Consider the following 26734-nt stretch of genomic DNA (forward strand, 5'->3'; position numbering starts at 1 on the left):
GCGAGGCTCGATGCCCATCCTGCGGAGCGCCGTCGCACCCTCCTTCGTCTCCGCCGGCGCCTCGCGCGTGCAGATCGGCCATGTCGGACCTTTCAGCCGACCTTGATCGTGACGATGCCGGCGACGATGAGGAGCGCCGCGACGACCCTGACCGGGACGAGAGGCTCCTTGAGGAGGAAGATCGCGATGAGCGTCGCGAACAGCACGCTCGTCTCCCGGAGCGCGGCGACGAGCGCGATCGGCGCCACCGTCATGGCCCAGATCGCGATCCAATAGGCAGCGAGCGACATTCCGCCACCGGCAAGGCCCGGAAGCAGGAAGCGGCGCATGGGCAGAAAGGCGGCCCTGCCGCGGCGCCACAGGAGGTAGAGCGGCAGCGGGATCGCATTCGCCACGAAGAGCGCGGCCGAATAGGCGTGCGGATCGCCGGACGCCCTGGCTCCGATCCCGTCCACGATCGTGTAGCCGCAGATGATCACCGAGGTGAGGAGCGCGAAGGCTACGCCCCGCGTGTCGAAATGCGCCCCCTTGCCCCTGACGGACATGAGGCCGATGCCGGTCCCGAGGACCCCGATGCCGACCGCGGCCAGAGGTGCGATCGGCTCGCGGATGAGAAACAGCGAAGCGACCGTGGTGAGCAGCGGAGCTCCGCCACGCGCGATCGGATAGACCTGCCCCATACCGGCCTGCCGATAGGCCTCGGACAGCGCAAGGTAGTAGGCGAGGTGGATCGTGACCGAGCCGAGGAGCCAGGGCCAGGCCTCGACGCGAGGCGGGCCGAGAAGGAGCAGGAACGGAAGCCCGATCACGCCCGCGAGACCCGTGACCAGGGTCATCGCGAGGAAGGGCTCGAGCCGGACCTTGAGAACCGCGTTCCAGCCTGCATGCAGGGCGGCAGCCAGCAGCACGGCGAAGAATACGCCGGTCGTCATGCGCCCGCAGATCCGCGGCCTGACCCTGCGGACGCGCCGATTCCGGAACGGAGAGCGGCAGGTGACGGCGCGCCGCCATCGTCCATCATTACAGTGCTCGCGAGGGGATCAGGCTAGGGTGACCGGGTCGACGGAGAGCACGACACATCGCACAAAGCCACAAATCATTCGGCCACGATGATCTGGGTGCCGCGAGTCCGGAAGGCCTCCAAGAAGGGCTCGGCCGGGGGGCGGTCGACGATCAGGCCGGCTGCGATCTCGGAGTCCCGGATGCGAATCGGCGTGAGCCGCCCGAACTTGCCGTGATCGGCGACGAGATAGGCGCGCTTGGCCGCCTTCAGCATGCGGCTGCGCTGCTCGGCGGCCACGCGCGTGAAGTCGGTCACTTCGCCCTCCTCCGAGATGCCGGCCGCCCCGACGAAGGCGATGTCGAAGCGGAACCGCTCCAGCGCCTCGATCACCTCGATGCCGAAGGCCGCCTCGTCGACGGAATCGACCTCGCCGCCCAGCATATGGACCCGCGTGCCCGGAACGCGGCACATCATGAGCGCGATCGGGAGCGAGTTCGTGGCGATCGTCAAGTCGAGCTTGGCCGCGAGGGCCTCCGCAACCCGCAACGTGGTCGCGCCCGAATCGAGGAGCACCACCATCCCGTTATCGACCAGTTCCGCGGCGGCGCGGCCGATCGCGGCCTTGCCTTGCGGATTTTCTCCGAGCCGCTCGACAAGGGCCGTCTCGGAGCTGCGCCGGGAGGCACCGCCATGAACGACCTCGAGACATCCCCGCTTCGCGAGGTTTTTCAGGTCTCTTCGGATCGTTTCGCGCGATACCGAGAAGGATTCGGCCAGCTCTTCGACGCTGACGGTACCGGAAATCCGTAAGCGTGCCAAGATTTCGTCCTGGCGGCGCGCTGCGATGGTGCGAGGCATATTGGAACGTTGTGATCTCGTCCTCAAACCTGCTGTCGTGCACGCTTCAAATCAAGCTCAACTTTCAACCAATAAGGTTGCTCGCGGTGCATGCAGGTAGAATCACCTCCGGATTATATCGGCAGAATGTTGGAATTGCTCTATTCAATGCGAACGGGCGTGTGCTGATCGCGCGCCGTATCAAGGATGATGGACCGGAGATCATTATGTCTGGATACGAATGGCAGATGCCGCAGGGCGGCGTCGATCCGAACGAGGACATGGAGGCCGCGGCCCGGCGCGAGCTTTGGGAGGAGACGGGTGTCGTCTCGGCCGCGGTTCTCGGGTCGCTTTCCGAGCCGGTCCGTTACGATTTCCCTCCCTATTCGGGGCCGCCGCACAAGCTCGCGGCCTTCCGCGGCCAGGAGCAGCGTTGGTACGCGATGCGCTTCACCGGCGACGACAGCGAGATCGACCTCGCGATCGCGGGCAACGACGCGGAACCCGAGTTCGACGCATGGCGCTGGGAAAGGCTGGACCGTGCGGCCGAAATCGTGGTCCCCTACAAGCGGCACATCTACGCGCATGTCGCGCGGGAGTTCACACTCTGGGCAGGGCGCTGAAGGCGGCGCACGGGAAGGAGCCGCCCATGGCAGAACCCGTCCGTATCAAGGATGCCGCCGAGGCGCGCCGCCTCGTGGAGGAGGGCGGGCATACCTTCGTGAAGCTCGGGGTGTCGGACATCGACGGCATCCTGCGCGGCAAATACGTCTCACGGACCAAGTTCCTGTCCGCGCTGGAGAAGGGCTTCGGCTTCTGCGACGTGATCGTCGGCTGGGATTCCAACGATCAGCTCTACGACAACGTCGCTTATACGGGCTGGCACACCGCCTATCCCGATGCGCCGGTCCGGATCCTTCCCGAGACCTGCCGCACGCTCCCCTTCGAGAACGATGCACCCTTTTTCCTCTGCGAGTTGGCCGACAGGGCCGAGGAGATCTGCCCGCGCGGCGTTCTGCGGCGCGTGCTCGCCAAGGCCGAGGACATGGGCTTCATGGTCTCGGCGGCTCTCGAATACGAGTTCTTCCTCTTCGACGAGACGCCCGATTCGGTCAGGCAGAAGGGCTATCGCGACCTGAAGCCGATGACGCCGGGCTTCTTCGGCTATTCCGTCCTCCGCTCCTCGGTTCAGGCGGAGCTCTATCGCGAGCTGATCGAGACCTGCGAGACGATGGACATGGCCCTGGAGGGCCTCCACACGGAGACAGGCCCGGGCGTGCTGGAGGCAGCGATCGCGGTCGACGACGCGCTTCGCGCGGCCGACAAGGCGCTGCTCTTCAAGACGTTCACGAAAGTTCTCGCGCAACGGCGCGGGCTGATGGCGACCTTCATGGCCAAGTGGTCGAACGACTGGCCGGGCCAGAGCGGCCACATCCACCTGTCGCTGAAGGACAAGGCGAACGGGCGCCCGCTCTTCCGCGACGAGCGCGAGGGGCACGGCGTCAGCCGCGCGATGCGCCATTTCATCGGCGGGCAGCAGGCGCTCATGCCAGAGGTGCTGGCGATGGTGGCCCCGACGGTGAATTCCTATTCGCGACTGATCCCCGGCTTCTGGGCGCCCGTCTCCGCCACCTGGGGCATCGAGAACCGCACGACGGCGCTCCGGGCCATCCCGGGCTCTGCCGCCTCCCAGCGGGTCGAGTACCGGATCGCCGCGGCGGATGCGAACCCGTATCTCGCCCTCGCGGCCGCGCTCGCCAGCGGCCTCCATGGCATCGAGAAGGAGATCGAGCCGGACGCGCCCATCGCCGGCAACGCCTATGATCTTAAGGACGGCGGCGGGTGGGACCTGCCGCGCACCCTTTGGGATGCGGCACAGCGGCTCAAGGGCTCGCGGCCGGCACGCGAGATGTTCGGCTCGGCCTTCGTCGAGCATTTCGCGGCGACACGGGAGTGGGAGGAGCGCGAGTTCCGCCGCCACGTCACGGATTGGGAGCTGAAGCGCTATTTCGAGATCATCTGAGGCGCTCAGGCGCCGAGCGCGTCCGCAAGCTCGAGGAAATCGGCCACGACCAGGTCGTGCCCGTGCTCGGCCGGCAGGTCGTCCTTCTGCGCCGGTCCGAATTCGCGCGGCCGGTGCACGTAGGCGGTCCGAAAGCCGCACGATCGCGCCGCGACAAGATCGTGATGATGTGCCGCCACCATCAGGCACTCCTCCGGGCGACAATCCAGCAGCCGGGCGGTGGTGAGATAACTCTCGGGCAGCGGCTTGTAGGCTCGCGCGACCTCGGCCCCGAGCACCGCGTCCCAGGGCAGGCCGGCGCGCTTGGCCATGTCCACCAGCAGCGAGACATTGCCGTTGGAGAGCGTGGCGATGACGTAGCGCCTCTTCAGCCGACCGAGTCCTTCGACGGCATCCGGCCAGGGATCGAGCCGATGCCAGGCGCGGTTCAGATCCTCGATCTCGGCTTCGGACAGGCTCCTCGCGCCGAACTCCTCCAGTACCTGCAGCAGGCTTTCCCGGTGGAGATCGTCCAGCCGCGTCCAGGGCCGCTCGCCGCTGCGCACGCGCTCGAGGCTCGGCTGGTACAGCGCGCGCCACCTGTCCGCGAATGCACCCCAGTCCAGGTCAAGGCCGCGTGCCCCGAGGATCGCGGCCGCGTCGCGAGCCACGCCCGACCGCCAATCCACGACGGTGCCGAAGACGTCGAAGGCGAGCGCCCTGACGCTCCCGAGCCCGGGCACGATCGGGTGGCGCTCAGCGGGTCCAGTTGAACGAGTAGGAGACGCTCGCGCCGAAGATCCACTGATCGCGGGAGCCGATGAGGCGCGGAATCGGGCTGCGGCCGGCATCCCCGATCAGGCGATTGTAGCCGCCATAGATGGTCGTGCCCCAGGTCTCGTTCCACTGGTAGGAGGCGGCGGCGAGCACGCCGGCAGCGGTCACGTCCGCTCCGGGCCGATAGGCGGCCGGGATGATCGCGTTGGCGGCCGCCTCGGCCGGGGTCACGCCGAAATAGCGGCGCACGTAATTGGCGTCGCCGAAGCTGAGCCGCGGTCCGACGGACAGCGTCAGCCGGTCGATCGGCGCGATGAAGTCGAGGCCCGCATTGCCGACGAAGCCCTCCGCGCCGTTGAGCGCGTAGCGAAGCTCGACGCGCGCACGGATGAAGCTGACGGGAAAGTACTCCAGGAAGATGCCCGGCTCGACGCTCCAGTTGATCTTCCTCAAGCCCACGAGACGGCGGTCGTCGGAGTAGTAGCGGCCGCCCTGCACGCGGACCACAGGTCCGAAGCGAAGTTCGGGAATCTCGTCATAGAGCGAGATGCTGAACCCGTCGTCCGGCGCGGCGAATCGCGGCGGCTCGCCCGCCCGTCGGATGTTGAGGGAGGGGTAGCCGATCCCCGTCAGCTTATCGGAGCCGGGAAAGCGGGGCATGAACTGCCCGTTCGCGGTCAGCGTGACGACGTAGGTCTCCGCCTGCACCATCATGGGGCTGCGGAGGGTACGCAAGCTGCCGAGATCGGCGGCCGGCGCGAGCGTCGAGCAGAGCGCGAACGGCGCGGCAAGCAGCGCCGCGAAACGAAACGTCATCGTGTGCAATCCCGAGGCGGCGCCCGCCGGCGCGCCCAATGTGTCGGGCCGCAGTTAACGATCTGCGTCCCGGCGCATCAACGCGCCGGAGCCGGGCGGCGGGCGATCTCCCGCCACCTGTGCTTTCCGCACATCAGGCTTGGCCGTTCAGGTGTAGTCCTCGAGCGTGCCGCGCCGGCGGATGTCCAAAGTCGCACAATGGAAGGCGCCGCCGAACGGTCCGTAGGCCAGGAACGGGATCGGCAGCGGCTCGAATCCCCAATCCTTGAGTGCCCGAATCAGGGTCGGCTGCGAGGCATCCACCACGACCTTCTTCTCCGTGAGCGAGAGCACGTTGATGGAGGTCCAGGGCGAGCACATCGAGATCTTGGCCATGATGCCCGATACTGGGTCCGGGCGCGGGGCGACGAGGACGTCCCAGCGCTTGAGGGCGGGCGGCAGGTTCTCGACGTCGCAGTAATCCGGGTTCACCAGCACCTTGCCCGGCGCGAGCGGCATGAAGGTGGAATCGATGTGCATCGGCTGGGTGCACAGGCTCGGGATCTCGTGGATCCGGTAGGTGTGGCCGAGATGCCGCTGCAGCCAGGCGATGCCGAAGCGGTTCGTCACGTTCGAGACGGTCACGAAGAGGTCGCGCCCGCAGCGCACGAAGTCGGCCGCGTCGAAGACCGGCTCGAACTCGTTGATCGTGTACTCGATCGGGCCGCCCTTCTTGGGCAGCTTGTAATCGTAGCGGTAGAGGTCGTCCGTCAGCTGCGGCCGCGGCGCCGAGGTCCAGCGGGCGCCCGCCTTGAAATATTCCTTGAACAGCGGCCGGTAGGCCTCCTGCTCGAAATGACGCGAGCGCCAGCACATCGGGCTTTCGATGATCTCGTCGCCCACCACCATGTAGCCGTCGCGCGGACAGGCGATCGTGAAGCCGCGGGATGACCAGTTCGGCGTCCGGTACTTCTTGGAGAAGTCCATGATCTCGGGCCGGCGCACCTTGACGCCCTCCGCCTCGAGCAGCGCGATGAAGCCGTCGAGCTCCTTCTGCGCCAGCTTCTTCATCCAGCCCGGGTACTTGAAGCCGGCGGCCAGCCGGTACAGACCCATGACGGAGGGCGGCAGGTTGTAGGTGACCGTGATGTGGTTCGACGGGATGGTCGCGCCTTCGAGGCGGCCGACGATGACCTCCTCCAGCGGGTCCCATTCGTTGTAGGACATCACCGGAGAGGCGTCCGCCTTCTCGGGCATGCGTGCGGCCGCGGCAGTTGCCGCCTCCGAACCCGTTTCAGGCAGGTCCCGCTCCAACAGGTCCGATTGCGAGGTTACCCCGAGGTCCACGTCGCCTCTCTCCAGCTTCTGCCCGGTCGCTCCACCCGGCTGATTTTCCGGCAATGCGACCACAAATAGGCGGCATTGTTGAACGACCTCGGATAGATAGCGCCTGCCTAAAACACGAGTTCGGCCCGAAGGCCAGAGTGGGACCCCGGGCAAGATGAAGCGTTTGACGATCCTCGCCGCGGTTGCCGGCCTCGTCCTGTTCGGCGTCGTCGTGGCGTTCTCGGGCGCAGGCGAGATCCTGCAGGCTGTCCAAAGCGCCGGCTGGGGCACGGCGCTCGTGGTCCTCGTCCGGGCGATCGCGATCGCGGCGGACGGGATCGGCTGGAATGTCCTCTTCCCGCCCGGCCGACGCCTGGAGAGCCAGGTCGCCATGCTCCTGCGCTGGGTGCGCGAGAGCATCAACCAGCTCCTGCCGGTGGCGGCGGTGGGCGGCGACTTCATCGGTGCGCGCCTTGCCACGTTCTGGCGGTGCGAGGGTGCGATGGCCTGGGCGAGCGTGATCGCGGATATCGGGGTGCAGGCCGGAACGCAGCTCCTCTTCGCAGTGCTCGGCCTCGGACTTCTCGTCTGGCTCGTGGGGGACAGCGAGCTCGTCCATTATGTCGCGGCAGGCATCGGAATCGCCGCTCTCGGCCTGGGCGGTTTCGTGCTGCTGCAGCGCAGGGGCGGCGCGAAGCTCTTCCTCGCCATCGGCCAGAAGCTCGCCGCAGGGCGCGAATGGGCCGCCCTGGCTGCGGTCGAGCGCTTCTACGAGCGTCTGCGCGAGATCTACGAGAACCCGCGCGGGGTGGCGGCCTCGGTCGCGATCCATTCAGGCGTCTGGATCTTCGGCTCCCTTGAAGTCTGGATCGCCTTCCACTTCATGGGCTACCCGATCGGCTTCGCCGAGGCGATCGTCATCGAGAGCCTTGGGCAGGCGGTGCGCGGGGCCGCCTTCGCCGTCCCGGGCGGGCTCGGGGTTCAGGAGGGCGGCTTCGTTGCGATCTGCTCGCTGTTCGGCATCCCGGCCGGGCCGGCGGTGGCTCTCTCCCTGGTGAAGCGCGTCTCGGACCTCGCGATCGGTCTTCCGGGCCTGGTCGTCTGGCAGTGGATCGAGGCGCGACGAGCGCTCGGGAAGGGCCCCGATCTCGCCGGCGACACGGGCCTCGCGGAGGGCCGCCGTTGAGCTTCGCCGAGGTCCTGGCCGGCCTGCTGCTGCTCCTCTCGGCCGCGGGGCTCGCCTACCTCGTGGCCGCGATCGTGCTCGTGCGGCGGCTCGCGGCGCGGCCCGCCTCGTCCCCCGGGGCGGCGCCTTCCGTCACGATCCTGAAGCCGCTTCACGGGGCGGAGCCCGGTCTCTTCGCGAATCTGTCGACCTTCCTGAACCAGGATTATCGCGGGCCGGTGCAGATCGTGTTCGGGGTGCAGGATCCGCGCGATCCCGCGATCGCGGTGGTGCGCCGCCTGGAGGCGGCGTTCCCGCAGGCCGATATCGAGCTGGTCGTCGATTCCCGCCTCCACGGGAGCAACCGCAAGGTCTCCAACCTCATCAACATGGCCGAGCGGACCAGGCACGAGATCGTGGTCCTGGCCGACAGCGACATGATCGTCGGGCCCGGCTATCTCGCTCGCCTTCTCGGCGAGCTGGAGCGCCCGGGCGTCGGCGCGGTGACCTGTCTCTATCATGGCGTTCCCTGCGGGACGCTGCCGTCGCGCCTTTCGGCGCTCGCGATCGATTCCCACTTCCTCCCCAGCGTCGCGGTCGGGCTCGGGCTCGGGCTGGCCAGTCCCTGCATGGGTTCGACGATCGCGCTGCGCCACGAGACCCTGGAGGCGATCGGCGGCTTCCGGTCCCTCGCGGACGATCTCGCGGACGATTACCGCCTGGGCGCGGCGGTTCGCCGTCTCGGGCTCGCCGTGGCGGTGACGCCCTTCACGATCGGGCATGCCTGCAACGAGACGTCCTTCGCGGACCTTGCGCGCCAGGAACTCCGGTGGGTGCGCACGATCCGCCAGATCGATCCTTTTGGGCATGCCGGCTCCGTGGTGTCGCACCCGTTCCCGCTCGCGGTTCTTGCGTTCTGCATCGCTCCGGGCGCCTTCGCCGCGGGCTTCGCGGCGGCCGCGCTGGCCCTGCGGATCGCGCTCTGCCTTGCCGTTAGGCAGGCCTTCGGCGTAAAGGCAGGGGGTTACGGGCTCGCGCCTTTGCGCGACCTCCTCTCCTTCGGCATCTTCGTGGCGAGCTTCTTCGGCCGCGACGTCAGTTGGAGAGGGCACAGCTACGACGTGACGCCCGCGGGCGTCCTGATGGCCAAGACGAGGCACTGAACCCGAGATGATGCGCACGCTCTTCCTTCAGGCGCCGTCCTTCGACGGTTTCGACGGCGGCGCTGGCTCCCGCTATCAGGCCCGCCGCGAGATCCAGTCCTTCTGGTACCCCACCTGGCTCGCTCAGCCGGCGGCGCTGGTCGAGAACTCCAAGCTGATCGACGCGCCCCCGCACCGGACCTCCCTCCAGGAGGTGCTCGGCCAGGTGCGCGATTACGACCTTGCCGTGCTGCACACCTCGACGCCGTCCTTCGATTCGGACGTGAAGGTCATCGAGGCCATGAAGGCCACCAATCCGAACCTGAAGGTCGGGCTGATCGGCGCCAAGGTGGCCGTCCAGTCGAACGAGAGTCTGGAACAGGCGCCCGTCGTCGACTTCGTCGCCCGCAACGAGTTCGACTTCACCATCAAGGACGTCGCCGACGGCAAGCCCTGGTCGGACATCCAGGGCCTGTCCTACCGCAACGGCCAGGGCGTGATCGTGCACAACGAGGACCGCCCGGTCATGCACGACATGGACACGCTCCCCTTCGTCACGCCGGTCTACAAGCGCGACCTGAAGATGGAGAACTACTTCATCGGCTATCTGAAGCACCCCTACATCTCGTTCTATACCGGGCGGGGCTGCAAGAGCCGCTGCACCTTCTGCCTCTGGCCGCAGACGGTCGGCGGCCACCGCTACCGCACGCGCTCCGTCGGGCACGTCATCGAGGAGGTGAGATACATCCTCAAGGCGTTCCCGCAGATGAAGGAGCTGATGTTCGACGACGACACCTTCACGGACGATCTTCCGCGGGCCGAAGCCATTGCCCGCGAGCTCGGCAAGCTCGGCGTCACCTGGTCCTGCAACGCCAAGGCGAACGTGCCGCGCGAGACCCTGAAGGTGCTGAAGGACAACGGCCTGCGCCTGCTGCTCGTCGGCTACGAGAGCGGCAACCAGCAGATCCTGCACAACATCAAGAAGGGCATGCGGGTCGAGGTCGCGGAGAAGTTCACGAAGGATTGCCACGAGCTCGGGATCAAGATCCACGGCACGTTCATCCTGGGGCTGCCTGGGGAGACCCAGGAGACGATCCGGGAAACGATCGCCTTCGCGACCCGCATCAACCCGCACACGATCCAGGTCTCGCTCGCCGCACCCTATCCGGGCACGTTCCTCTACAAGCAGGCGATGGAGAACGGCTGGCTCGACGAGAAGAACGCCGAGCTGATCAACGGCAACGGCATCCAGATCGCGCCGCTGCACTATCCGGGGCTCAGCCACACCGAGATCTTCACCTCTGTGGAGGATTTCTACCGGAAGTTCTACTTCCGCATCCCGAAGATCGCCTCCATCGTCGGGGAGATGGTGACCGAGCCCGACATGATGAAGCGGCGGCTGCGCGAGGGCGTGGAGTTCTTCCGCTTCCTCAAGGAGCGCCGCGGGGTGGCGCAGGCGGCGTAGGGGCGGGCTGGCAGTGGCGAACGTCGCCGAGATCGAGAAGGCGGTCGCTGAACTCTCTGCGACGGAGCTCGCTGAATTCCGCGCTTGGTTCGAACGCTTCGAGGCTGAGCGTTTCGATCGTCGAATCGAGCAGGACAGCGCTGCTGGTCGGCTCGATCGGCTTGCTGACGAGGCCTTGGCCGAGTTCCGGTCCGGCGCTGCCCGCGAGCTGTGAGACATTTTGCGAGCCATCGCTTCTGGGCGGCTTACGAGGCTTTACCATCGACTGTTCGTGAACTCGCCGATCGCAATTACGAGTTGCTCAAACGCGATCCGCAGCATCCTTCGCTGCACCTGAAGAAGGTCGGGCGGTTCTGGTCCGTTCGCGTCGGGCTGCGCTACCGAGCGTTGGCGGTGCAACAGGACGGCGATCTCGTCTGGTTCTGGATCGGCTCTCACGCCGATTACGATCGCCTCATCGCCCAATGACATGAAGCAGCCTGAGCGCTCCCTCGTCGTCACGGCCGACGATTTCGGCCTCGCGCGCGAGGTGAACGAGGCCGTCGAGATCGCCCATCGGGACGGGATCCTCGGCGCGGCGAGCCTCATGGTGGCCGAGCCCTGGTGCGCGGATGCGGTGGAGCGTGCGCGTCGGCTCCCGGATCTCGCGGTCGGGCTGCACCTGACCCTGGTCGAGGGGAGGGCGGTCCTGCCCCCGTCCGAGATCCCGGACCTGATCGGGCCAGGCGGGAAGCTGCGGACCGACCTCGCGCGCTACGGCGCCGAGATCTTCTTCCGGCCGGGCGTCAGGCGGCAGATCGCGGCCGAGATCCGGGCGCAGTTCGAGGCCTTCGCCCGGACCGGGCTGCCGCTCGATCACGTGAACGCCCACAAGCACTACCACCTTCATCCGACGATCGCCGGCCTCGTCCTGGAGATCGGGCGGGAGTTCGGCATGCGGGCGCTGCGCGTGCCGGTCGAGCCGCTGGAGACGCTTGCTGCGGTCGAACCGGGCAGGCCGGGGACCGAGGCCCGGATCGCCGGCCCCTACGCCAGGCTGCTGCGCGCCCGCGCGCGGAGGGCGGGGCTGGTCGTCGCGGACCAGGTTCTCGGGCTTGCCTGGTCGGGCGCCATGACGCCGTCCCGCGTGGCGGGTCTGCTCCGGCATCTTCCGCCGGGGCGGACCGAGCTCTACGCCCATCCGGCGACCGCCGGCGGCTTCGCGGGCGCCGCGCCGGGCTATCGTTATGCGGAGGAACTCGCCGCCCTGACCGATCCCGAGACGATCGAGGCGGCGCGTCCGATCCGCCGCTCCGGCTACGCCGCCTGGAGCTGACGGTCCTTCCTCGGCGGGCCGAGGAAGGCGGGCACGACGAAGAAGGCCGCGAGCAGCGTGAAGACGAGCGAGATCGCCAGCAGCTCGCCCATCGAGGCCGTGCCCGGATGGCTCGATGCCCAGAGCGAGCCGAAGGCGATCCCGGTGGTCAGCGCCGAAAAGAAGATCGCCCGGGTCAGGCTGGAAGCCAGGACGTCGGCGACGCCCTGCCGCCACGCGATCAGGTAGTAGATGTGGAAGGCTACGCCGACGCCGAACATCAGCGGCAGCGCGATGATGTTGGCGAAGTTTAGATGCAGGCCGACGAGCTGGGCGGTCTGCAATGTCAGGATGCCGGCCAGGATCAGCGGCCCGATCGCGAGCGCGACGTCCCACAGGCGCCGCATCGCGATCCAGAGGATGATCGTGATCGCAACGAGGGAGTACAGGCCGGCCTCGGTGAAGGCGCGCACGATCGTGGCCCCCGATTCCCTGATCGTGACGGGCGCGCCGGAGGCATGCGGCGCGATGGACCGGACGGCGGCCACGAAGGCCTCGGCGGCCGCAGGATCGGAGAGGTCGTGCTTCGGCTGGACCTCCAGCCTGGCCTTGCCGTCGGGCGCGACCCAGCTTTCCACGATTTCGCGCGGCAGGGTCTCGTGCGTGATCTTCTCGGCCGTGAACGCCGTCCGGAGCGTCGCGACGAGACGATCGAAGTCGGTCAGGACGGCCTTGAGCGCGGCCTGCTGGCCCTCCGCCGGAGCTGCCGCGAGCCGGTCCATGGACGCCGCAAGGCGCGAGGCCGCCGGGCCGCCCGGAGCGGATGCGCCCTCCGCCGCCTTGCGCAAGGCCTCCGCGGTCTGCCGGAGCGCGGTCGCGGTTTCGTCCGGGTTCGGCGGCGGCACCGCGTCGGGATCCAGGACGGCGGCGAGGCCGGGCTCGGCCGCGCGCAGCATGGCGAGCTTCTCCTCCTGGTTCGGCGGGACGAAGCTGTCGAGCGAGGCGACGCGCTGCACCTCCGGGAGCGCAGCGATCCGCACCGCATCCGCGCGGGCCGCCTCCAGCGAGGGATAAAGGATGTCGAGCGTGGTCGGGCTCGTTTCCGGCCGGCTCGCCAGATCCCGGAAGGTCGCGACCGACTCGACGCGGGGATCGCGCAGGTTCATCGGGTCCGAGTCGAAGCGCAGGTTCAGGAGCGCCGGCATTCCGGCGAGGACGACCGCCGCCGTGATCCCGATCACCAGCGGCCGGTGGCGCGCGATCCAGTGGTCCACATGCGCGAGCCAGGCCGTCTCCACGGGCGCACGCTCCGGACCCGGGCGGAGCACTTCGATCAATGCCGGCAGCAGCGTGAAGCTGGCGAGATACGCCACCGCCATGCCCATGCCGGCGATGAGGCCGAGCTCCGAGACGCCGCTGAAATCCGTCGGCAGGAAGGAGAGGAAGCCGGCGATCAGCGAGAGGGCGGCGAGGGTCAACGGGAAGCCGACCTCGCGGCCGGCCGCGCGCAGGCCGAAGCCGAGCCCGCCGTGGTTGTGCCGCTCGGCGCGGTAGCGCACGGCATACTGGATGCCGAAATCCACCCCGAGCCCGATGAAGAGAACGAAGAACGCGACCGAGATCAGGTTCAGCCGCCCCACGGCGAGGAGACCCAGCGCGGACGTGACGATCAGCCCGGCGAACAGCGTGACCAGGACGGCCAGAATCAGCTTCGGAGAGCGCAGCGCCAGCCAGAGGATGATGCCGACGGCGAGAAGCGTGAGCCCGATATTCAGCGTCATGTTCTCGGCGACCGTCGCGAATTCCTCGTCCGCCAGCGGCACGGGCCCGGTCAGCCGGATCGTGACGCCGTTCTCCGGCAGGAGGCCGAGTTCCGCCGCCTTCCGGCGCAGCACGTCGGTGGCGGCCGCGCCGGGCTGCAGCGCGCCGTAATCCATCACCGGGCGGACCAGCACGATCTTGCGCAGGTCGCCCGGCCCGGGCGGATGCCCGCTGACCAGCGACTGCCACGAGAGACGGGCCGGCTTCCCGGCGAGCGCCGCCTCGATAGCCTCGGCGAAGGCTTCGTAGCGCGGCGCGAGCTCTTCCAGGGTGATATCGCCCGTCCTGAGGCCGACCAGGGTTGCGCCGAGCGTCCGGGCGAGCCCCCGCAGGGTCGGGTCCGCGGCGAGGATCGAGAGCAGGCCCGCCTGCTCGGAAATCGAATCGAGGGTCGCCTTCAGCTCCTGCTCCAGCAGGAAGATGAGGCCGTTCTTCGCGAAAAAGGGTCCCCCGTCGGGGCGATCGACGTTCCGGAACGTTCCCGGATCTCCGCGGAGGGCTTCCGAGAGGCGCTCCGCGGCTTCCTCGGCGATCTCGGGAGTCCTCCCGTCGACGACGACGACGATCAGCTCCGTGCGCTGGGGAAAGGCGCGGTCGAACGCGATTTCCGCCTGCCGCCAGGGCAGCGAGGGCGAGATGAGGCTCGCCGTGTCGGTGTTGATCGCGAAGCGCGTGAGGGCGACCCAGAGGCTCAGCCCGGTCAGCAGCGCGGCGACCGCCAGGACATGCCAGGGCCGCCTGACGCAAACGTCGACGATCGCTTCAACGGGTCGCATGATCACCGGTGCTTCGTGCCATCATGTCTGGCTTCGGCGGAGAGCTCGACCTCGTAGCGGCGCGATGGCCGGCGATCAACGAGAGGGTGTCCCGCTTCGGCCGCCGCGACGGCATGGGAATGGCACGGCGATGAGCGCGAATCCGGCCGCGTTGGGTCTGCTTCTCGACGAGCGGCGTCGAAGAGGTCATAATGCTGTCCGTGACGGGTCGAATGTTGTATGCGCGGGCGATCCGAAGCCCTCTGGGCGCGACACTCAGCAAACGGGTAGGGGCATGAAGGTCGTCCTCGCGCAGCCGCGCGGTTTCTGCGCTGGCGTCGTTCGCGCGATCGATATCGTGGAGCGGGCGCTCACCAAATACGGCGCGCCGATCTACGTCAGGCACGAGATCGTCCACAATCGCCACGTGGTCGAGACGCTGAAGGCCAAGGGCGCGGTCTTCGTGAAGGAGCTGTCCGAGGTTCCGACCGGGGCCGTGACGGTCTTCTCCGCGCATGGCGTCGCGCGCTCGGTCCAGAAGGAGGCGCAGGAGCGCCAGCTTCCGGTGCTCGACGCGACCTGCCCGCTCGTGACCAAGGTGCACAACCAGGGCCGCCGCTACGTCACGCAGGGGCGTACGCTCGTCCTCGTCGGCCATGCCGGCCACCCCGAGGTGGTCGGCACGCTCGGCCAGATCGATGGGCCCGTGCACCTCGTCCAGACGGCCGCGGAGGTCGAGACGCTTCCGCTCGCGCTCGACACGCCGATCGCCTACATCACCCAGACCACGCTGTCGGTGGACGACACGCGCCACATCATCGAGGCGCTGAAGAGGCGCTTCACGGACGTGATCGGCCCGGACACCAAGGACATCTGCTATGCGACGCAGAATCGCCAGGCGGCCGTGCGCGAGCTGATCAAGGTGGTGGACGTGCTCCTCGTCGTGGGCGCCCGCAACTCGTCCAACTCCAACCGCCTGCGCGACGTCGGCGAGGAGGCGGGCGTGCCGTCCTATCTCGTGAACGACGGCAGCGAGGTCGATCCCAAGTGGCTCGAAGGCGTGGAGCGTGTCGGCCTCACCGCAGGCGCCTCCGCCCCGGAGGTGCTCGTGGACAGCGTGATCGAGGCGTTGCGCCGGCTCGGGCCGCTGGAAGTCTCCGTGCTGGACGGCACGGAGGAGAACATCACCTTCAACCTCCCCCAAGTGCTCCGCATCCCGGATGCCGGCCAGCCGGCCGCGGCGAGCGCGTAAGAGAAGCGAGAGAAGCTCCGTGGGTATCCCTCTCCGTCAGGTCGTCGACGTCGGCAGCTACATCGTCAAGCAGCACCTGAAGGGCAACAAACGCTACCCGCTCGTGCTGATGCTGGAGCCGCTCTTCCGCTGCAACCTCGCCTGCGCGGGCTGCGGCAAGATCGACTATCCGGACGAGATCCTGAACAGGCGCATCTCGGTCGAGGACGCGCTCGGCGCGGTCGACGAATGCGGCGCGCCGGTGGTCGTCATGGCGGGCGGCGAGCCGCTCATCCACAAGGACCTGCCGAAGATCGTCGAGGGCATCATCGCCCGCAGGAAATATGCGATCGTCTGCACGAACGCGCTGCTGCTCGAGAAGAAGATCGACGAGTACAAGCCGTCGCCTTACTTCACCTGGTCCATCCATCTCGACGGCGACAAGGAGATGCACGACAAGTCGGTCTGCCGGGCCGGCGTGTACGAGAAGGCCGTCAGCGCGCTGAAGCTCGCCAAGCAGAAGGGCTTCCGCGTCACGATCAACTGCACCTTCTTCAACGACGCGGATGCGGAGCGCGTGGCGAAGTTCTTCGACACGGTGACCGAGCTCGGCGTCGACGGGATCACGGTGTCGCCCGGCTACGCCTATGAGCGCGCGCCGGACCAGAAGCACTTCCTCAACCGCCGGACCACGAAGGAGCTGTTCCGCGGCATCCTTTCGCGCGGCCGCGGCGGCCGGAAATGGGCGTTCAACCAGTCCGGCATGTTCCTGGACTTCCTGGCCGGCAACCAGACCTACAAGTGCACGCCCTGGGGCAACCCGACCCGCACGGTCTTCGGCTGGCAGAAGCCCTGCTACCTCCTCGGCGAAGGCTATGCGAAGACCTTCAAGGAGCTGATGGAGGACACGAACTGGGACAATTACGGCGTCGGCAATTACGAGAAATGCGCCGACTGCATGGTCCATTCGGGCTTCGAGGCTACGGCCGTGATGGATACGGTGCGCCGTCCCTGGGTTGCCGCGAAGGTCGCCCTGTTCGGCGTCAGGACCGACGGCGCCTTCGCGCCTGAGATCCCGCTCGATAAGCAGCGTCCGGCCGAGTACGTCTTTTCGCGGAACGTGCAGCAGAAGCTGTCAGAGCTCCAGGCCGAGAAGGTCGCCCAGAAGGCCGCGAACGCGGCGTAAGGCGCGGAACGCGACCGCCGCGTCGCGCGCCGTCGCCGCGAGCGCCGGGATCTGGCCTGGATCCCGCGCCACCGACCGCATCACTCCGAGGACGTCGACGGACCCGTCGGGCCGCATCGCAATGCCCGCGGCCGGCGGCAGGACACGGTCGGCGCGGTCGGATACGACCCGGACCGCCCCGAACGGCAGCCCATGACGCGCCGCGAAATCCGCCGCGAGGTGGGATTCCATGTCGACCGCGCCCGCACCCGAGCGTGCCCGCAGCGCTGCCTTCGCGTCCGGCGCGAGCACCGGCTCGTCCACGCCGGCGATCGCGCATTCGGCGACGGCGATGGCCTCTCCGCCCAACCGTTCCGCCCAGAGCTTTCGGAACTCCGGCGAGGCCGGGTAGCGGCGGTTCCCGTCGACGATCGCGGTCGCGAGCACGACGTCGCCTAGCCTGAGCCCGGGCTCCAGCGCGCCCGCGATCCCGAAGCTCACGACCGCCCGGAGCGCCGAGGGATCGACGGCCGCAAGCCGGCGCTCCAGCCCCGTGCGGAGGCCGCCGCCCGCAAGCGGCAGGATACCGGGCCCGGCCGCGATCCGGGCCTCCTTCGCGAGACCCGTGACGGCGAGGACGACCGGGGTCATCGGCGTTCCGTCCGGGCTCGGCGGGAGCGGTCGTTCAGAGCCCCCAGGTCACCTGCCGCGAGTTGGACCGCTTCAGGTTACGGTAGCGCGCCATCGCCCAGAGCGGGAAATACTTCGCGTAGCCGTGATAGCGGAGGTAGAACACGCGCGGAAAACCGCCGCCCGTGTAGTCCTCTTCCGGCCAGAGCCCGTCCTCCTGCTGCTTCGCGGCCAGATAGGCGATGCCGCGCGCGACCGCCGGATGGTCCGCCTCGCCGGCCGCCATCAGCCCGAGCAGCGCCCAGGCCGTCTGGGAGGCGCGCGACTCAGCCGGCTCGTAGCCGCGGTAGTCGAGCTTGTAGCTGTCGCAATCCTCGCCCCAGCCGCCGTCCGGGTTCTGGATCGAGACGAGCCAGTTCACGGCCTTTCGGACGGTCTCGGATTGCGGATCGATCCCGGCTGCGTTGAGCGCACAGAGCGCGGACCAGGTGCCGTAGATGTAGTTGACGCCCCAGCGTCCGAACCAGCTCCCGTCCGGCTCCTGATCGTTGATCAGGTAGGCGACCGCCTGCTGCATGCGCGGGCTGTCCTTCGGCTCGCCGAGCTGGGCGAGCATGCCGACGCAACGCGCCGACACGTCGACCGTCGGCGGGTCCAGCAGGGCGCCGTGATCCGCGAAGGGAATGTTGTTCAGGTAGTGGTAGGTGTTGTCGATGTCGAAGGCGCCCCAGCCGCCGTTGCGGCTCTGCATCCCGGCGATCCATTCACGGGCGCGGGCGATCGACTCGTCGTTCTCGGCCCCCTCCGGGTATTTTGCGCGCAGCCGATCCATCGCCATCGCCACCACGGCTGTGTCGTCGGTGTCAGGGTAGTGATCGTTGCCGTACTGGAAGGCCCAGCCGCCCGGCCGCAGGCCCGGGCGATTCTCGGCCCAGTCGCCGACCACGTCGAGGATCTGGCGTGGCCGCAGCCACTTGGCACCGTCCAGGGCGGCCGCCTCGGCGCGCGGATCTCCCGTCTCCAGAAGCGCGTGGCTTGCCAGCGCGGTGTCCCACACGGGCGAGACGCAGGGCTGGCAATAGGCTTCGTCCTCCTTGACGACGAGCAGGTTCTCCACCGAGCGCCGCGCGATGGCGCGGTCGGGATGCGTCTCGGGATAGCCGAGCGCATCGAACATCATCACGGAATTCGCCATGGCGGGGTAGATCGCGCCGAGGCCGTCCTCCCCGTTCAGCCGCTCGGTCGTGAAGGCCACCGCGCGCGCGATGGCGCGGCCGCGCAGGAACGAGGGCCAGAGCGGCTCCACCTTCTTCAGGACGACGTCGAGGCCGTTGAAGAAGGTCGCCCAGGCCGGGTGGGCGTGGCTCGGCTTCTTCGGCGGAGGCGGCGAGCCGGGAGGAGCGAAGAGCTCCCGCACATGGATGCCACGCGGGTTTCGCGCACGGGGCTTCAAGACCTGCAGCACGAGGAGCGGCACGATCACGGTGCGCGCCCAGTAGGACATCTTGGAGAGATGAATCGGGAACCATTTCGGCGCGAGCATCAGCTCGACCGGCATGTTGGGGAGCTGGTCCCAGCCGATCTCTCCGTAGAGCGCGAGCTGGAACCGCGTGAACACGTTCGCGGCCGCGGCGCCCCCGCGCGCCAGGATGCCCTCGCGCGCACGCACCATGTGCGGAGCGTCCGGATCGTCGCCGATCATCTTCAGCGCGAAATAGGCCTTCACGGTCGCGCTGATGTCGAAACCGCCGTTGTGGAACAGCGGCCAGCCGCCGTGATCGGCCTGGATGCGCCGGAGATAGTTGCCGATCTTGCGCTCGAGCTCGAGATCGTCCGGCTCGCCAAGGAAATGGCGAAGCAGGATGTACTCGGACGGAATCGTCGCGTCCGCCTCGAGCTCGAAGCACCAGTGGCCGTCGCTGCGGCGCGCGCGCAGCAGCGCCTCCGTTGCGGATTCGATCCGCTCGTCGAGGTTGGCCGGTAGCGAGTTGGAAAAGGCTCCGTCGCGGAGCGGTGAGATGAAGTTCACGCCTACGCCTTTGACACGAAACGCGAAATACCGATATCGCCGCGCTGCAACACATGGGCGGCATTTTCGCCTGAGCGTATGGCTCCTTCGATCGTGGCCGGCAACCCCGTTCTGGTCCAATCGCCGGCGAGCACGAGATTAGGGTAAGCGCTCGTGGCTCCGGGCCGCTTCGCATCCTGCGCGGGGGTGGCCGCGAAGGTCGCCCGCTTCTCCTTCACGATCTGCCAGAGCGGCAGCTCGGCCGGGAGTCCCGTCACGCCGGCGACCTCGCGCCAGATCGCGCGCGCGAGTTCCTCCCGGTCGGCGTCGAAGAGGCGGTCCCCGGCGCTGATCGTCACCGACAGCCGGTCCGGATAGGCGAAGAGCCATTCCGACATGCTGCCGACCATCCCGAGCAGGAGCGGCTGGGCGGGAGGAGGCGCGATCCGGAAATGGGCGTTCAGGATGCCGCGATACTCGTCCGGCGCCTGGAGGCCGGGCAACAGGTCCGCCGCGACCCAGGGTGGCACGGCCAGCACGACGCAATCGTCCCGTTCGAGCGCGACGTCTCTGCTCGGAAAGGAGAGCTTCGCGATCCTGGCGCCAGCCGCATGGAGCGCACGAAGGCGCTCGCCGAACCGGATCTCGGCGCCCTTGCGCTTCAGGTAGGCGAGCGCCGGGTCGACAAAGGCAGCCGAGAGACCGCCCGTGGCGATCACCGGCCTGCATGCCTCCCCGCCGGCGCCCAACGTCTCCTTGATGATCGCCCCGGCGAGCTTCGCCGAGGCGTCCGGCACCTCCGTATTCAGGGCGGAGAGCAGAACGGGCTTCCAGAGGCGATCGTAGAGCTGACCGGAGCACGGCATCAGGTCGGCGATCCGGGCCTCCGGCTTCGCCCTGAGAAGACGGGCCGGCGCCAGATAGCTGACGGGCGTCGTGCCCGGGACGCGCCGGGAAGGAACGAAGATCCACCACGGCAGGCGTCCGGGGTTCGGACGGAGCTGCCACCTTTCGCCCGATCGAACGTCGGCGAAGTCGAAGACCGCCTCGGGGGCCGTGCTCAGGGCGCCACCGCCGCCCGTCAGCTCGACATAGGCGAGCGCCGATCCGTTCCCGGAGAGAAGCAGGTGGTTGCCGTTGTCGATCTCGAGGCCGAGCGTCGCGTCGACATAGGATCGGCACCGGCCGCCGGCCTGCTTGGCGGCTTCGTGGAGGACGACGCGCTCCCCTGCTTCGGCGAGACGCACGGCGGCGGCGAGGCCGGCGAGACCCGCGCCGACCACATGGACGGTGCGCATCGTCAGAGGATTCCGTGCCGGAGGAAGGCTGCGAGCACGCGCAGCTTGCCCGTGCCGACCCGCGTCCGAGGCGGCGCGAAGCCGCGCTCCATCGTGCGTTCCAGCACCGAGCGGTAAGCGGCCTCCATCATCCGGGGTGCCCGGACGAGGCGGCGCGGCTGGCGGGACATGACCTCGTCGGCCCCCGCATAGTGCGTGCGGGCCCGCTCGGCGACTTCCGCGCAGACCTCCCCAAGACGCGGGTGAGCGAGCACGGCCGCGGGCGCGAGGTCACGCATCCCGACGCGCTCGAGCGCCTCGCGGGGGAGATAGAGGCGCCCGATCTCGGCATCCTCGTCGATGTCGCGCAGGATGTTCGTGAGCTGCAGCGCCCGCCCGAGATGGTGCGCGAGGAGGTCGGCATCGGCGTCCGCCAGGCCGAAGACGCGCGCCGAGAGCCGGCCGACGGCGCTCGCGACCCGGTCGCAGTAGAGATCCAGAACCTGCCAGTCGGGCGCCCGGACCGTGTCGACGACGTCCATCTCCATGCCGTCGATCACGTCGTGGAAGCTCTGCTTCTGCAGCCGGAACGGCCGGACATGGGGCGCCAGCGCAGCGGTGCCGCGCCGGACCTCGCCGCGATAGAGCGCCTCGATGTCCTCCCGCCAGCGGTCCAGGGCGCCGATGCGGCCTTCGCGCGGCCCGGGCGAATCGGCGATGTCGTCGACCTCCCGGCAGAAGCCGTAGATTGCGTACATCGCCTCGCGTTGCGCCTTCGGCAGGATGCGCATGCCGAGATAGAACGAGCTTCCGGTCGCAGCCGGTGCCGGAGCGCCCTCGGTTGGCAAGGCGGCGGACGTCATGGCGTGAGCTTCGCCTGAGCGCGACCGCTCCTGCGGCCGGTCCGCTGGAGGATGGCCTTCATCACACCCGCGGCGGCGGCAATGAGCGCCTCCGGCTTCGTCGCGTGGACGCGCTCGCTCAACGGATCGTGCGTCCGCAGCTTGCGGACGAGCGATCCGGCGAGGCTCTGGATCACGGCGACCTCCAGCGCGAGCCGCCGATCCGCGATGATCGAAGGAAACGCCGCGCTCTGGCGCAAGAGGCCGGCGCAGCTGTCGTTGAGCTCGCGGATCACGGCCAGGAGGGCCGGGGAGGCCTTCCCTGCCGCGAGTTCCTCGATGCGTGCGCCATGCCGGAGGAGCGCGTCCGCGGGCAGGTAGACGCGGTCGAGCGACCGGTAGTCCTTCGCGCAATCCTGCAGGTGGTTGATGACCTGAAGCGCCGCGCAGAGCGGGTCGGACGCGGCCCAGCTCCGGCGGTCCTCGCCGTGAACGTCGAGGACGAAGCGGCCGACCGGCATGGCGGAGAGGGCGCAATAGCCCATGAGCTCGCCCCAGTCGGCGTAGCGGGTCTTGCGCGCGTCCTGGCGGAAGGCGTCCAGCAGGTCCTGAGCGTGGCGGGGCGAGAGACCGCGCTCGGCGAGCGCCTGCCGGAGCGGCTCGGCCTCGGGATCGGCCGGGCCCTTCCCGGTCAGGGCCGCCTCGAGCGCGTCGAGCAGGCGAAGCTTCTCGTCCGGCGCGAGCGTCGGGTGGTCGGCGACATCGTCCGCCGCCCGGACGAAGCGGTAGAAGGCGAGGATCGGGCCGCGATGGCGCGGGCTGACGAGCCGGGACGCGACGGGGAAATTCTCGTCCTTATGGCCCTTGCCGGATCTCGCGGCGGTGGCGGTCGTCACCGCAGATATCCCGCCTTGCGGAACCAGCCGATCGCGTCGGCGAGACCTTCCCGGTAGGGTCGGGACGTGTAGCCGAGCTCGCGGCGGGCCTTCGCGTCGTCGAAGAACATCTTGTAGGCCGCCATCCTCAGCGCGTCGCGGCACACGAAAGGCTCCCGCCCCGTGATCTGCGCCACCGCTTCCGCCCCAACCGCGATCGGCCAGACCGCCAGCCGCGGTATGCGCAGGCTCGGCGGCCGCCGGCCGACCATCTCCGCGATATCGGCCAGCATGCGGGACAGCAAGACGTTCTCGCCCCCCAGGATGTAGCGCTCGCCGATCCTGCCGTGGCGAAGGGCGAGCAGGTGCCCCGCCGCGACGTCGTCCACATGGGCGAGGTTCAGCCCGGTATCCACGAAGCCCGGCATCTTCCCCGATGCGGCCTCGACGATGACGCGCCCGGTCGGCGTGGGCTTCACGTCGCGAGGGCCGATCGGCGTCGACGGGTTGACGATCACGGCCGGCAGCCGGTCGCGCGCGACCATCTCCTCGACCGCACGTTCGGCCATGACCTTCGAGCGCTTGTAGATTCCGATCGCCGTCTCGGGCGTGAGCGGGCGCGTCTCGTCGCCGCCCGGCACGATGGTGGCTACGCTGGATGTGTAGACGATCCGCTCGACGCCCTCCCGGAGGGCCGCCCGCATGATGTTGCGGCTCCCCTCGACATTCGCCTCGACCAGGTCCTGCGGGCGCTTCGCCCAGAGCCGATAATCGGCGGCGGCATGGACGAGGTAGCGCACGCCCTTCAGCGCGGGCCCGAGCGTCGCCGGGTCGGTCAGGTCGCCTGTGGCGACCTCGTCCAGATCGGACAGGTTGGTGCGGGGCGAGCTCGCGCGCACCATCACGCGCACGGCGAAGCCCGCATCGCGGAAGACCTTGGCGATCGCCGACCCGAGGAAACCGGAGGCTCCGGTCACCAGGACGCGATCGCGCTCTCCGGCCCTTTCGGCCATCCGCCCCCGACCCGCCTCAGGCGCGAGCTTTCAGCGCGCCTGCGTTGCGGCCGAGGATCTCGAACACGCGCGCGACGATCCCCTGCGCGTCCAGGCCGGCCCGGGCATACATCCGCTCGGGCTTGTCGTGGTCGATATAGACGTCCGGCAGCACCATCGAGCGCACCTTGAGGCCGCGGTCGAGCATCCCGCGGTCGGCCAGGAGGTGGAGCACGAAGGAGCCGAAGCCGCCGACCGAGTTCTCCTCGATCGTGATGAGAACCTCGTGGTCGCGCGCCAGGCGCAGGATCATCTCCTCGTCGAGCGGCTTGGCGAAGCGCGCATCGGCCACGGTCGTGGACAGGCCGCGGGCCTCGAGCTCCTCGGCCGCCTTGAGCGCCTCCGCGAGCCGGGTGCCGAGCGAGAGGAGCGCAACGCGCGTTCCCTCCCTGACGATCCGGCCGCGCCCGATCTCGAGCGGGATGCCGCGCTCCGGCATGTCCACGCCGACGCCCTCGCCGCGCGGGAAGCGGAACGCGATCGGGCCCTCGTCATAGGCGGCCGCCGTCGCGACCATGTGCACGAGATCCGCCTCGTCGCCCGCCGCCATGATCACCATGTCGGGCAGGCAGCCGAGATAGGAGATGTCGAAGGAACCCGCATGCGTCGGGCCGTCGGCGCCGACCAGCCCGGCCCGATCGAGCGCGAAGCGGACCGGCAGCTTCTGGATCGAGACGTCGTGCACCACCTGGTCGTAGGCGCGCTGAAGGAAGGTCGAGTAGATCGCGCAGAAGGGCTTCAGGCCCTCCGTGGCGAGCCCCGCCGCGAAGGTCACCGCGTGCTGCTCGGCGATGCCGACATCGAAGGTGCGGGTGGGGAACTCCTTCCCGAACAGGTCGAGTCCCGTCCCGGACGGCATGGCCGCCGTGATCGCGACGATGCGTTCGTCCTCGCGCGCCTCCTTGGCGAGGCTCTCGGCGAAGACCTTCGTGTAGGCGGGTGCGTTCGCCTTGGCCTTGGCCTGCGTTCCGGTGACCACGTCGAAGGGCACGACGCCGTGATACTTGTCGGCGGCCGCCTCCGCGGGCGCGTAGCCCTTGCCCTTCTGCGTCACGACATGGACGAGGATCGGTCCGGTCTCGGAATCGCGGACGTTCTTCAGGACGGGCAGAAGGTGGTCGAGGTTGTGACCGTCGATCGGCCCCACATAGTAGAAGCCGAGCTCCTCGAACAGCGTGCCGCCGGTCACGAAGCCGCGGGCATATTCCTCGGCTTTGACTGCCTTGTCGTGGAAGAACTTCGGCAGATGGTTCGCGAGCTGCCTGCCGATCTCGCGCAAAGAGCGGTAGGTCTTGCCGGAGACGAGCCGCGCGAGATAGGCCGACATGGCGCCCGTGGGAGGCGCGATGGACATGTCGTTGTCGTTCAGAACGACGATGAGGCGCGAATTCGCCGCGCCCGCATTGTTCATCGCCTCGTAGGCCATGCCGGCGGACATGGCGCCGTCGCCGATGACGGCGACGACGTTGTTCGTCCCGCCCTGGAGATCGCGCGCGACCGCCATGCCGAGGCCGGCCGAGATCGAGGTGGAGGAATGCGCCGCCCCGAAGGGATCGTACTCGCTCTCCGAGCGCTTGGTGAAGCCAGACAGGCCGCCGCCCTGGCGCAGGGTCCGCATGCGGTCCCGCCGCCCCGTCAGGATCTTATGCGGATAGGCCTGATGGCCGACGTCCCAGATCAGGCGGTCGCGGGGCGTGTCGAAGACGTAGTGGAGCGCCACCGTCAGCTCGACGACGCCCAGCCCCGCGCCGAGATGCCCGCCGGTGACCGACACGGAGTCGATCATGTCGGCCCGTACGGCGTCCGCCACCGCCTGCAGGTCGCTCTCGGGTAGGCGCCTGAGCTCTTCCGGTGTGGGGATTCTGTCGAGAATGGAAGGAGTAACTGCCAACGCCGGACTCTCGCTGATCGTTCTGGTTACCATACGTCCTGCACCGTTTCTGCCAAAAAGAGAACCGGAATCGACGTTAAGGTGACCGCTCGGGTCTTCAGCTCCGCCTTTCTGCAACAAATCTGGCGGTCTGCCTCAGGACATCGCCGCGCTGTCCGAAGACGGACAGGGCGCCTTCGGCCTCATCCACCAGCCCGGAGAGGCGTGCCTTGGCGTTGCTTGCCCCGAGCAGCGAAACGAGCGTCGATTTGCCTCTGGCCGCGTCCTTCCCGGTCGCCTTCCCGACCGTCGCGGCTTCGCCCTCCGCGTCCAGCAGGTCGTCCGCGATCTGGAAGGCCTGCCCCAGCGCGCGGCCATAGACCGCAAGCGCCTGCCGCTCCGCCTCGCTCGCCCGGCCGAGGATCGCGCCCATCTGCACGGAGGAGGCGAGGATCGCGCCCGTCTTCATCGCCTGGAGGCGGAGCGTCGAGGTCTCGTCGCCGGGGATCGGCTTGCCTTCCGGCGTGAAGCGCCCCTCGGCCTCGAGATCCAGCATCTGGCCGCCGACCATGCCGCCGAGCCCCGAGGAGCGGGCGAGGGCGAGCGTCAGCTCAACCCGGATCGCCGGATCGGGATGGGTCGCCTCGTCGGCCAGGATGTCGAAGGCGAGCGTCTGGAGGGCGTCGCCCGCCAGGATGGCGGTCGCGTCGTCATAGGCCTTGTGAAGCGTCGGCTTGCCGCGGCGGAGCGCGTCGTCGTCCATGGCCGGAAGGTCGTCATGGACGAGGCTGTAGCCGTGGATGCATTCGACGGCCGCACCGGCCCGCAGCGCGCCCTCGTCTCCGGCGCCGAAGAGCCTTGCCGTCTCGACGACGAGGTGCGGGCGCAGGCGCTTGCCGCCGCCGAGCATGGCGTATCGCATGGCCTCGAGCAGCCGCGCCGGTCGTTCGATCTCGCCGGGCAGGGGCTCCGGCGCGAGCAGGCCGTCCAGCAGGGTTTCGATCGCCCGCGCGGTGCCGTCCAGCCGAGCGAAGAAGTCGTTCTGCGTCAAAGCATTCACATTGGTCTAAAGGAAAGGGACCGCTTGGCGGAAGCGCAACGAGAGGTCAACCTGACATCGGCATGCTAGGTGAACGGGTCCGGGCAGGGCCCGGGGGGAGGAGCAACCATGCGGCTACTCATGCTTGCCGGCGTGATCGGACTGGCCTTGCCGGCGCCGGGCGCGATGGCGCAAACCAGCCCGCCCCGGGCTGCGAAGCCGGCTTCCTCGGCAGCGGAAGCTCAGCCGGCACCCACGCCGGGCGACGTGAATGCCGCGGCGCGCCGGGCCGAGGAGGAGCGCCACAAGCGCTGGAACGAGCGCATGCGCCGCGCGACCCGCTCGCTCTGCGACGGCTGCTGA

The 26734-nt window shown here is 68.6% G+C and carries 25 protein-coding genes; 11 read left to right on the top strand and 14 right to left on the bottom strand.

Annotation, left to right across the window (positions count from 1 at the left end):
• Positions 1-92: 92 nt before the first annotated feature.
• Both HJG44_RS05280 and HJG44_RS05285 read right to left on the bottom strand, forming a co-directional pair.
• Positions 93-932 (bottom strand): EamA family transporter, encoded by an 840-nt coding sequence (locus tag HJG44_RS05280; protein WP_171217348.1) that lies wholly within the window; start codon positions 930-932, stop codon positions 93-95.
• 164 nt (positions 933-1096) lie between these two features.
• Positions 1097-1861: a DeoR family transcriptional regulator gene (locus HJG44_RS05285; RefSeq protein ID WP_171217349.1), complete on the bottom strand. Its 765-nt coding sequence runs from the start codon at positions 1859-1861 to the stop codon at positions 1097-1099.
• A gap of 101 nt (positions 1862-1962) precedes the next feature.
• Here HJG44_RS05285 and HJG44_RS05290 point away from each other — a divergent pair, with 101 nt between their 5' ends.
• Together HJG44_RS05290 and HJG44_RS05295 are read left to right on the top strand one after the other, a co-directional pair.
• Positions 1963-2463 (top strand): RNA pyrophosphohydrolase, encoded by a 501-nt coding sequence (locus tag HJG44_RS05290; protein WP_171218145.1) that lies wholly within the window; start codon positions 1963-1965, stop codon positions 2461-2463.
• A 26-nt stretch (positions 2464-2489) separates the two neighbouring features.
• Positions 2490-3863 carry a glutamine synthetase family protein gene (locus tag HJG44_RS05295; protein WP_171217350.1) on the top strand — a complete coding sequence of 458 codons (1374 nt, stop codon included), beginning with the start codon at positions 2490-2492 and terminating at the stop codon, positions 3861-3863.
• A gap of 5 nt (positions 3864-3868) precedes the next feature.
• Here the strand turns inward: HJG44_RS05295 and HJG44_RS05300 are convergent, their stop codons facing one another.
• The 3 genes from HJG44_RS05300 to HJG44_RS05310 all read right to left on the bottom strand — a co-directional run bounded on the left by HJG44_RS05300 (position 3869) and on the right by HJG44_RS05310 (position 6671).
• Positions 3869-4585: a haloacid dehalogenase type II gene (locus HJG44_RS05300; protein WP_171217351.1), complete on the bottom strand. Its 717-nt coding sequence runs from the start codon at positions 4583-4585 to the stop codon at positions 3869-3871.
• Between the two features lie 13 nt (positions 4586-4598).
• The gene (locus tag HJG44_RS05305) at positions 4599-5435 is read right to left on the bottom strand and encodes a MipA/OmpV family protein (RefSeq protein ID WP_171217352.1); all 837 of its coding nucleotides are present in this window, start codon (positions 5433-5435) and stop codon (positions 4599-4601) included.
• A gap of 147 nt (positions 5436-5582) precedes the next feature.
• Positions 5583-6671 (bottom strand): amidinotransferase, encoded by a 1089-nt coding sequence (locus tag HJG44_RS05310; protein ID WP_246736124.1) that lies wholly within the window; start codon positions 6669-6671, stop codon positions 5583-5585.
• Between the two features lie 244 nt (positions 6672-6915).
• Between HJG44_RS05310 and HJG44_RS05315 the strand changes: the two genes are divergently transcribed.
• Genes HJG44_RS05315 through hpnK form a run of 6 tightly spaced genes read left to right on the top strand, consistent with a single transcriptional unit; the run spans position 6916 to position 11827 of the window.
• Positions 6916-7926, top strand: coding sequence for a flippase-like domain-containing protein (locus HJG44_RS05315; RefSeq protein ID WP_171217353.1), 1011 nt, complete (start codon positions 6916-6918; stop codon positions 7924-7926).
• The gene (gene hpnI, locus HJG44_RS05320; protein ID WP_171217354.1) at positions 7923-9068 is read left to right on the top strand and encodes a bacteriohopanetetrol glucosamine biosynthesis glycosyltransferase HpnI; all 1146 of its coding nucleotides are present in this window, start codon (positions 7923-7925) and stop codon (positions 9066-9068) included. Before HJG44_RS05315 ends, hpnI begins: the two co-directional genes overlap by 4 nt.
• A 10-nt stretch (positions 9069-9078) precedes the next feature.
• Positions 9079-10512: a hopanoid biosynthesis associated radical SAM protein HpnJ gene (gene hpnJ / locus HJG44_RS05325; protein ID WP_171218147.1), complete on the top strand. Its 1434-nt coding sequence runs from the start codon at positions 9079-9081 to the stop codon at positions 10510-10512.
• A 13-nt stretch (positions 10513-10525) separates the two neighbouring features.
• The gene (locus HJG44_RS05330; protein ID WP_171217355.1) at positions 10526-10726 is read left to right on the top strand and encodes a hypothetical protein; all 201 of its coding nucleotides are present in this window, start codon (positions 10526-10528) and stop codon (positions 10724-10726) included.
• Positions 10723-10980: a ParE family toxin-like protein gene (locus HJG44_RS05335; RefSeq protein ID WP_171217356.1), complete on the top strand. Its 258-nt coding sequence runs from the start codon at positions 10723-10725 to the stop codon at positions 10978-10980. Before HJG44_RS05330 ends, HJG44_RS05335 begins: the two co-directional genes overlap by 4 nt.
• A 1-nt stretch (position 10981) precedes the next feature.
• The gene (gene hpnK / locus HJG44_RS05340) at positions 10982-11827 is read left to right on the top strand and encodes a hopanoid biosynthesis-associated protein HpnK (RefSeq protein WP_171217357.1); all 846 of its coding nucleotides are present in this window, start codon (positions 10982-10984) and stop codon (positions 11825-11827) included.
• Here the strand turns inward: hpnK and HJG44_RS05345 are convergent.
• A complete protein-coding gene (locus HJG44_RS05345) occupies positions 11809-14403 on the bottom strand; it encodes an MMPL family transporter (RefSeq protein ID WP_171217358.1) in 2595 nt (864 codons plus the stop codon). The genes hpnK and HJG44_RS05345 overlap by 19 nt on opposite strands.
• A 274-nt stretch (positions 14404-14677) precedes the next feature.
• Between HJG44_RS05345 and ispH the strand changes: the two genes are divergently transcribed.
• The gene (ispH, locus tag HJG44_RS05350; protein WP_171217359.1) at positions 14678-15634 is read left to right on the top strand and encodes a 4-hydroxy-3-methylbut-2-enyl diphosphate reductase; all 957 of its coding nucleotides are present in this window, start codon (positions 14678-14680) and stop codon (positions 15632-15634) included.
• A 19-nt stretch (positions 15635-15653) separates the two neighbouring features.
• Positions 15654-16799: an adenosyl-hopene transferase HpnH gene (gene hpnH / locus HJG44_RS05355; RefSeq protein WP_171217360.1), complete on the top strand. Its 1146-nt coding sequence runs from the start codon at positions 15654-15656 to the stop codon at positions 16797-16799.
• Here the strand turns inward: hpnH and HJG44_RS05360 are convergent.
• The 8 genes from HJG44_RS05360 to HJG44_RS05395 form a co-directional block, all read right to left on the bottom strand.
• Entirely contained in the window at positions 16749-17429 is a 681-nt protein-coding gene (locus HJG44_RS05360; protein WP_171217361.1) for a phosphorylase family protein, read from the bottom strand. The two genes, hpnH and HJG44_RS05360, sit on opposite strands and share 51 nt — an antisense overlap.
• Before the next feature lie 34 nt (positions 17430-17463).
• Complete coding sequence (gene shc, locus HJG44_RS05365) at positions 17464-19437, bottom strand: squalene--hopene cyclase (RefSeq protein ID WP_346767098.1); 1974 nt, start codon at positions 19435-19437, stop codon at positions 17464-17466.
• 2 nt (positions 19438-19439) lie between these two features.
• Positions 19440-20714, bottom strand: coding sequence for a hydroxysqualene dehydroxylase HpnE (gene hpnE / locus HJG44_RS05370; protein ID WP_171217362.1), 1275 nt, complete (start codon positions 20712-20714; stop codon positions 19440-19442).
• Between the two features lie 2 nt (positions 20715-20716).
• On the bottom strand, positions 20717-21556 hold the full coding sequence (gene hpnD, locus HJG44_RS05375) for a presqualene diphosphate synthase HpnD (RefSeq protein WP_171217363.1): 840 nt from the start codon (positions 21554-21556) through the stop codon (positions 20717-20719).
• A complete protein-coding gene (hpnC, locus tag HJG44_RS05380; RefSeq protein ID WP_430395034.1) occupies positions 21553-22431 on the bottom strand; it encodes a squalene synthase HpnC in 879 nt (292 codons plus the stop codon). Before hpnC ends, hpnD begins: the two co-directional genes overlap by 4 nt.
• Entirely contained in the window at positions 22428-23423 is a 996-nt protein-coding gene (gene hpnA, locus HJG44_RS05385; protein WP_171217364.1) for a hopanoid-associated sugar epimerase, read from the bottom strand. The genes hpnC and hpnA overlap by 4 nt, the downstream gene beginning before the upstream one ends.
• Positions 23424-23439: 16 nt before the next feature.
• Complete coding sequence (dxs, locus tag HJG44_RS05390) at positions 23440-25386, bottom strand: 1-deoxy-D-xylulose-5-phosphate synthase (RefSeq protein ID WP_171217365.1); 1947 nt, start codon at positions 25384-25386, stop codon at positions 23440-23442.
• 64 nt (positions 25387-25450) lie between these two features.
• Positions 25451-26392 carry a polyprenyl synthetase family protein gene (locus tag HJG44_RS05395; RefSeq protein WP_171217366.1) on the bottom strand — a complete coding sequence of 314 codons (942 nt, stop codon included), beginning with the start codon at positions 26390-26392 and terminating at the stop codon, positions 25451-25453.
• 108 nt (positions 26393-26500) lie between these two features.
• Here HJG44_RS05395 and HJG44_RS05400 point away from each other — a divergent pair, with 108 nt between their 5' ends.
• Positions 26501-26734 carry a hypothetical protein gene (locus HJG44_RS05400; RefSeq protein WP_171217367.1) on the top strand — a complete coding sequence of 78 codons (234 nt, stop codon included), beginning with the start codon at positions 26501-26503 and terminating at the stop codon, positions 26732-26734.

This window comes from Enterovirga aerilata (assembly GCF_013044135.1).
Lineage (GTDB): Bacteria > Pseudomonadota > Alphaproteobacteria > Rhizobiales > Beijerinckiaceae > Enterovirga > Enterovirga aerilata.

Coding starts and splice junctions, on each gene's coding strand:
- HJG44_RS05280 (WP_171217348.1), bottom strand. CDS start 932: ATGACGACCGGCGTATTCTTCGCCGTGCTGCTGGCTGCCGCCCTGCAT.
- HJG44_RS05285 (WP_171217349.1), bottom strand. CDS start 1,861: ATGCCTCGCACCATCGCAGCGCGCCGCCAGGACGAAATCTTGGCACGC.
- HJG44_RS05295 (WP_171217350.1), top strand. CDS start 2,490: ATGGCAGAACCCGTCCGTATCAAGGATGCCGCCGAGGCGCGCCGCCTC.
- HJG44_RS05305 (WP_171217352.1), bottom strand. CDS start 5,435: ATGACGTTTCGTTTCGCGGCGCTGCTTGCCGCGCCGTTCGCGCTCTGC.
- HJG44_RS05310 (WP_246736124.1), bottom strand. CDS start 6,671: ATGCCCGAGAAGGCGGACGCCTCTCCGGTGATGTCCTACAACGAATGG.
- HJG44_RS05315 (WP_171217353.1), top strand. CDS start 6,916: ATGAAGCGTTTGACGATCCTCGCCGCGGTTGCCGGCCTCGTCCTGTTC.
- hpnJ (WP_171218147.1), top strand. CDS start 9,079: ATGCGCACGCTCTTCCTTCAGGCGCCGTCCTTCGACGGTTTCGACGGC.
- hpnK (WP_171217357.1), top strand. CDS start 10,982: ATGAAGCAGCCTGAGCGCTCCCTCGTCGTCACGGCCGACGATTTCGGC.
- HJG44_RS05345 (WP_171217358.1), bottom strand. CDS start 14,403: ATGCGACCCGTTGAAGCGATCGTCGACGTTTGCGTCAGGCGGCCCTGG.
- ispH (WP_171217359.1), top strand. CDS start 14,678: ATGAAGGTCGTCCTCGCGCAGCCGCGCGGTTTCTGCGCTGGCGTCGTT.
- HJG44_RS05360 (WP_171217361.1), bottom strand. CDS start 17,429: ATGACCCCGGTCGTCCTCGCCGTCACGGGTCTCGCGAAGGAGGCCCGG.
- hpnE (WP_171217362.1), bottom strand. CDS start 20,714: ATGCGCACCGTCCATGTGGTCGGCGCGGGTCTCGCCGGCCTCGCCGCC.
- hpnD (WP_171217363.1), bottom strand. CDS start 21,556: ATGACGTCCGCCGCCTTGCCAACCGAGGGCGCTCCGGCACCGGCTGCG.
- hpnA (WP_171217364.1), bottom strand. CDS start 23,423: ATGGCCGAAAGGGCCGGAGAGCGCGATCGCGTCCTGGTGACCGGAGCC.
- dxs (WP_171217365.1), bottom strand. CDS start 25,386: ATGGTAACCAGAACGATCAGCGAGAGTCCGGCGTTGGCAGTTACTCCT.
- HJG44_RS05400 (WP_171217367.1), top strand. CDS start 26,501: ATGCGGCTACTCATGCTTGCCGGCGTGATCGGACTGGCCTTGCCGGCG.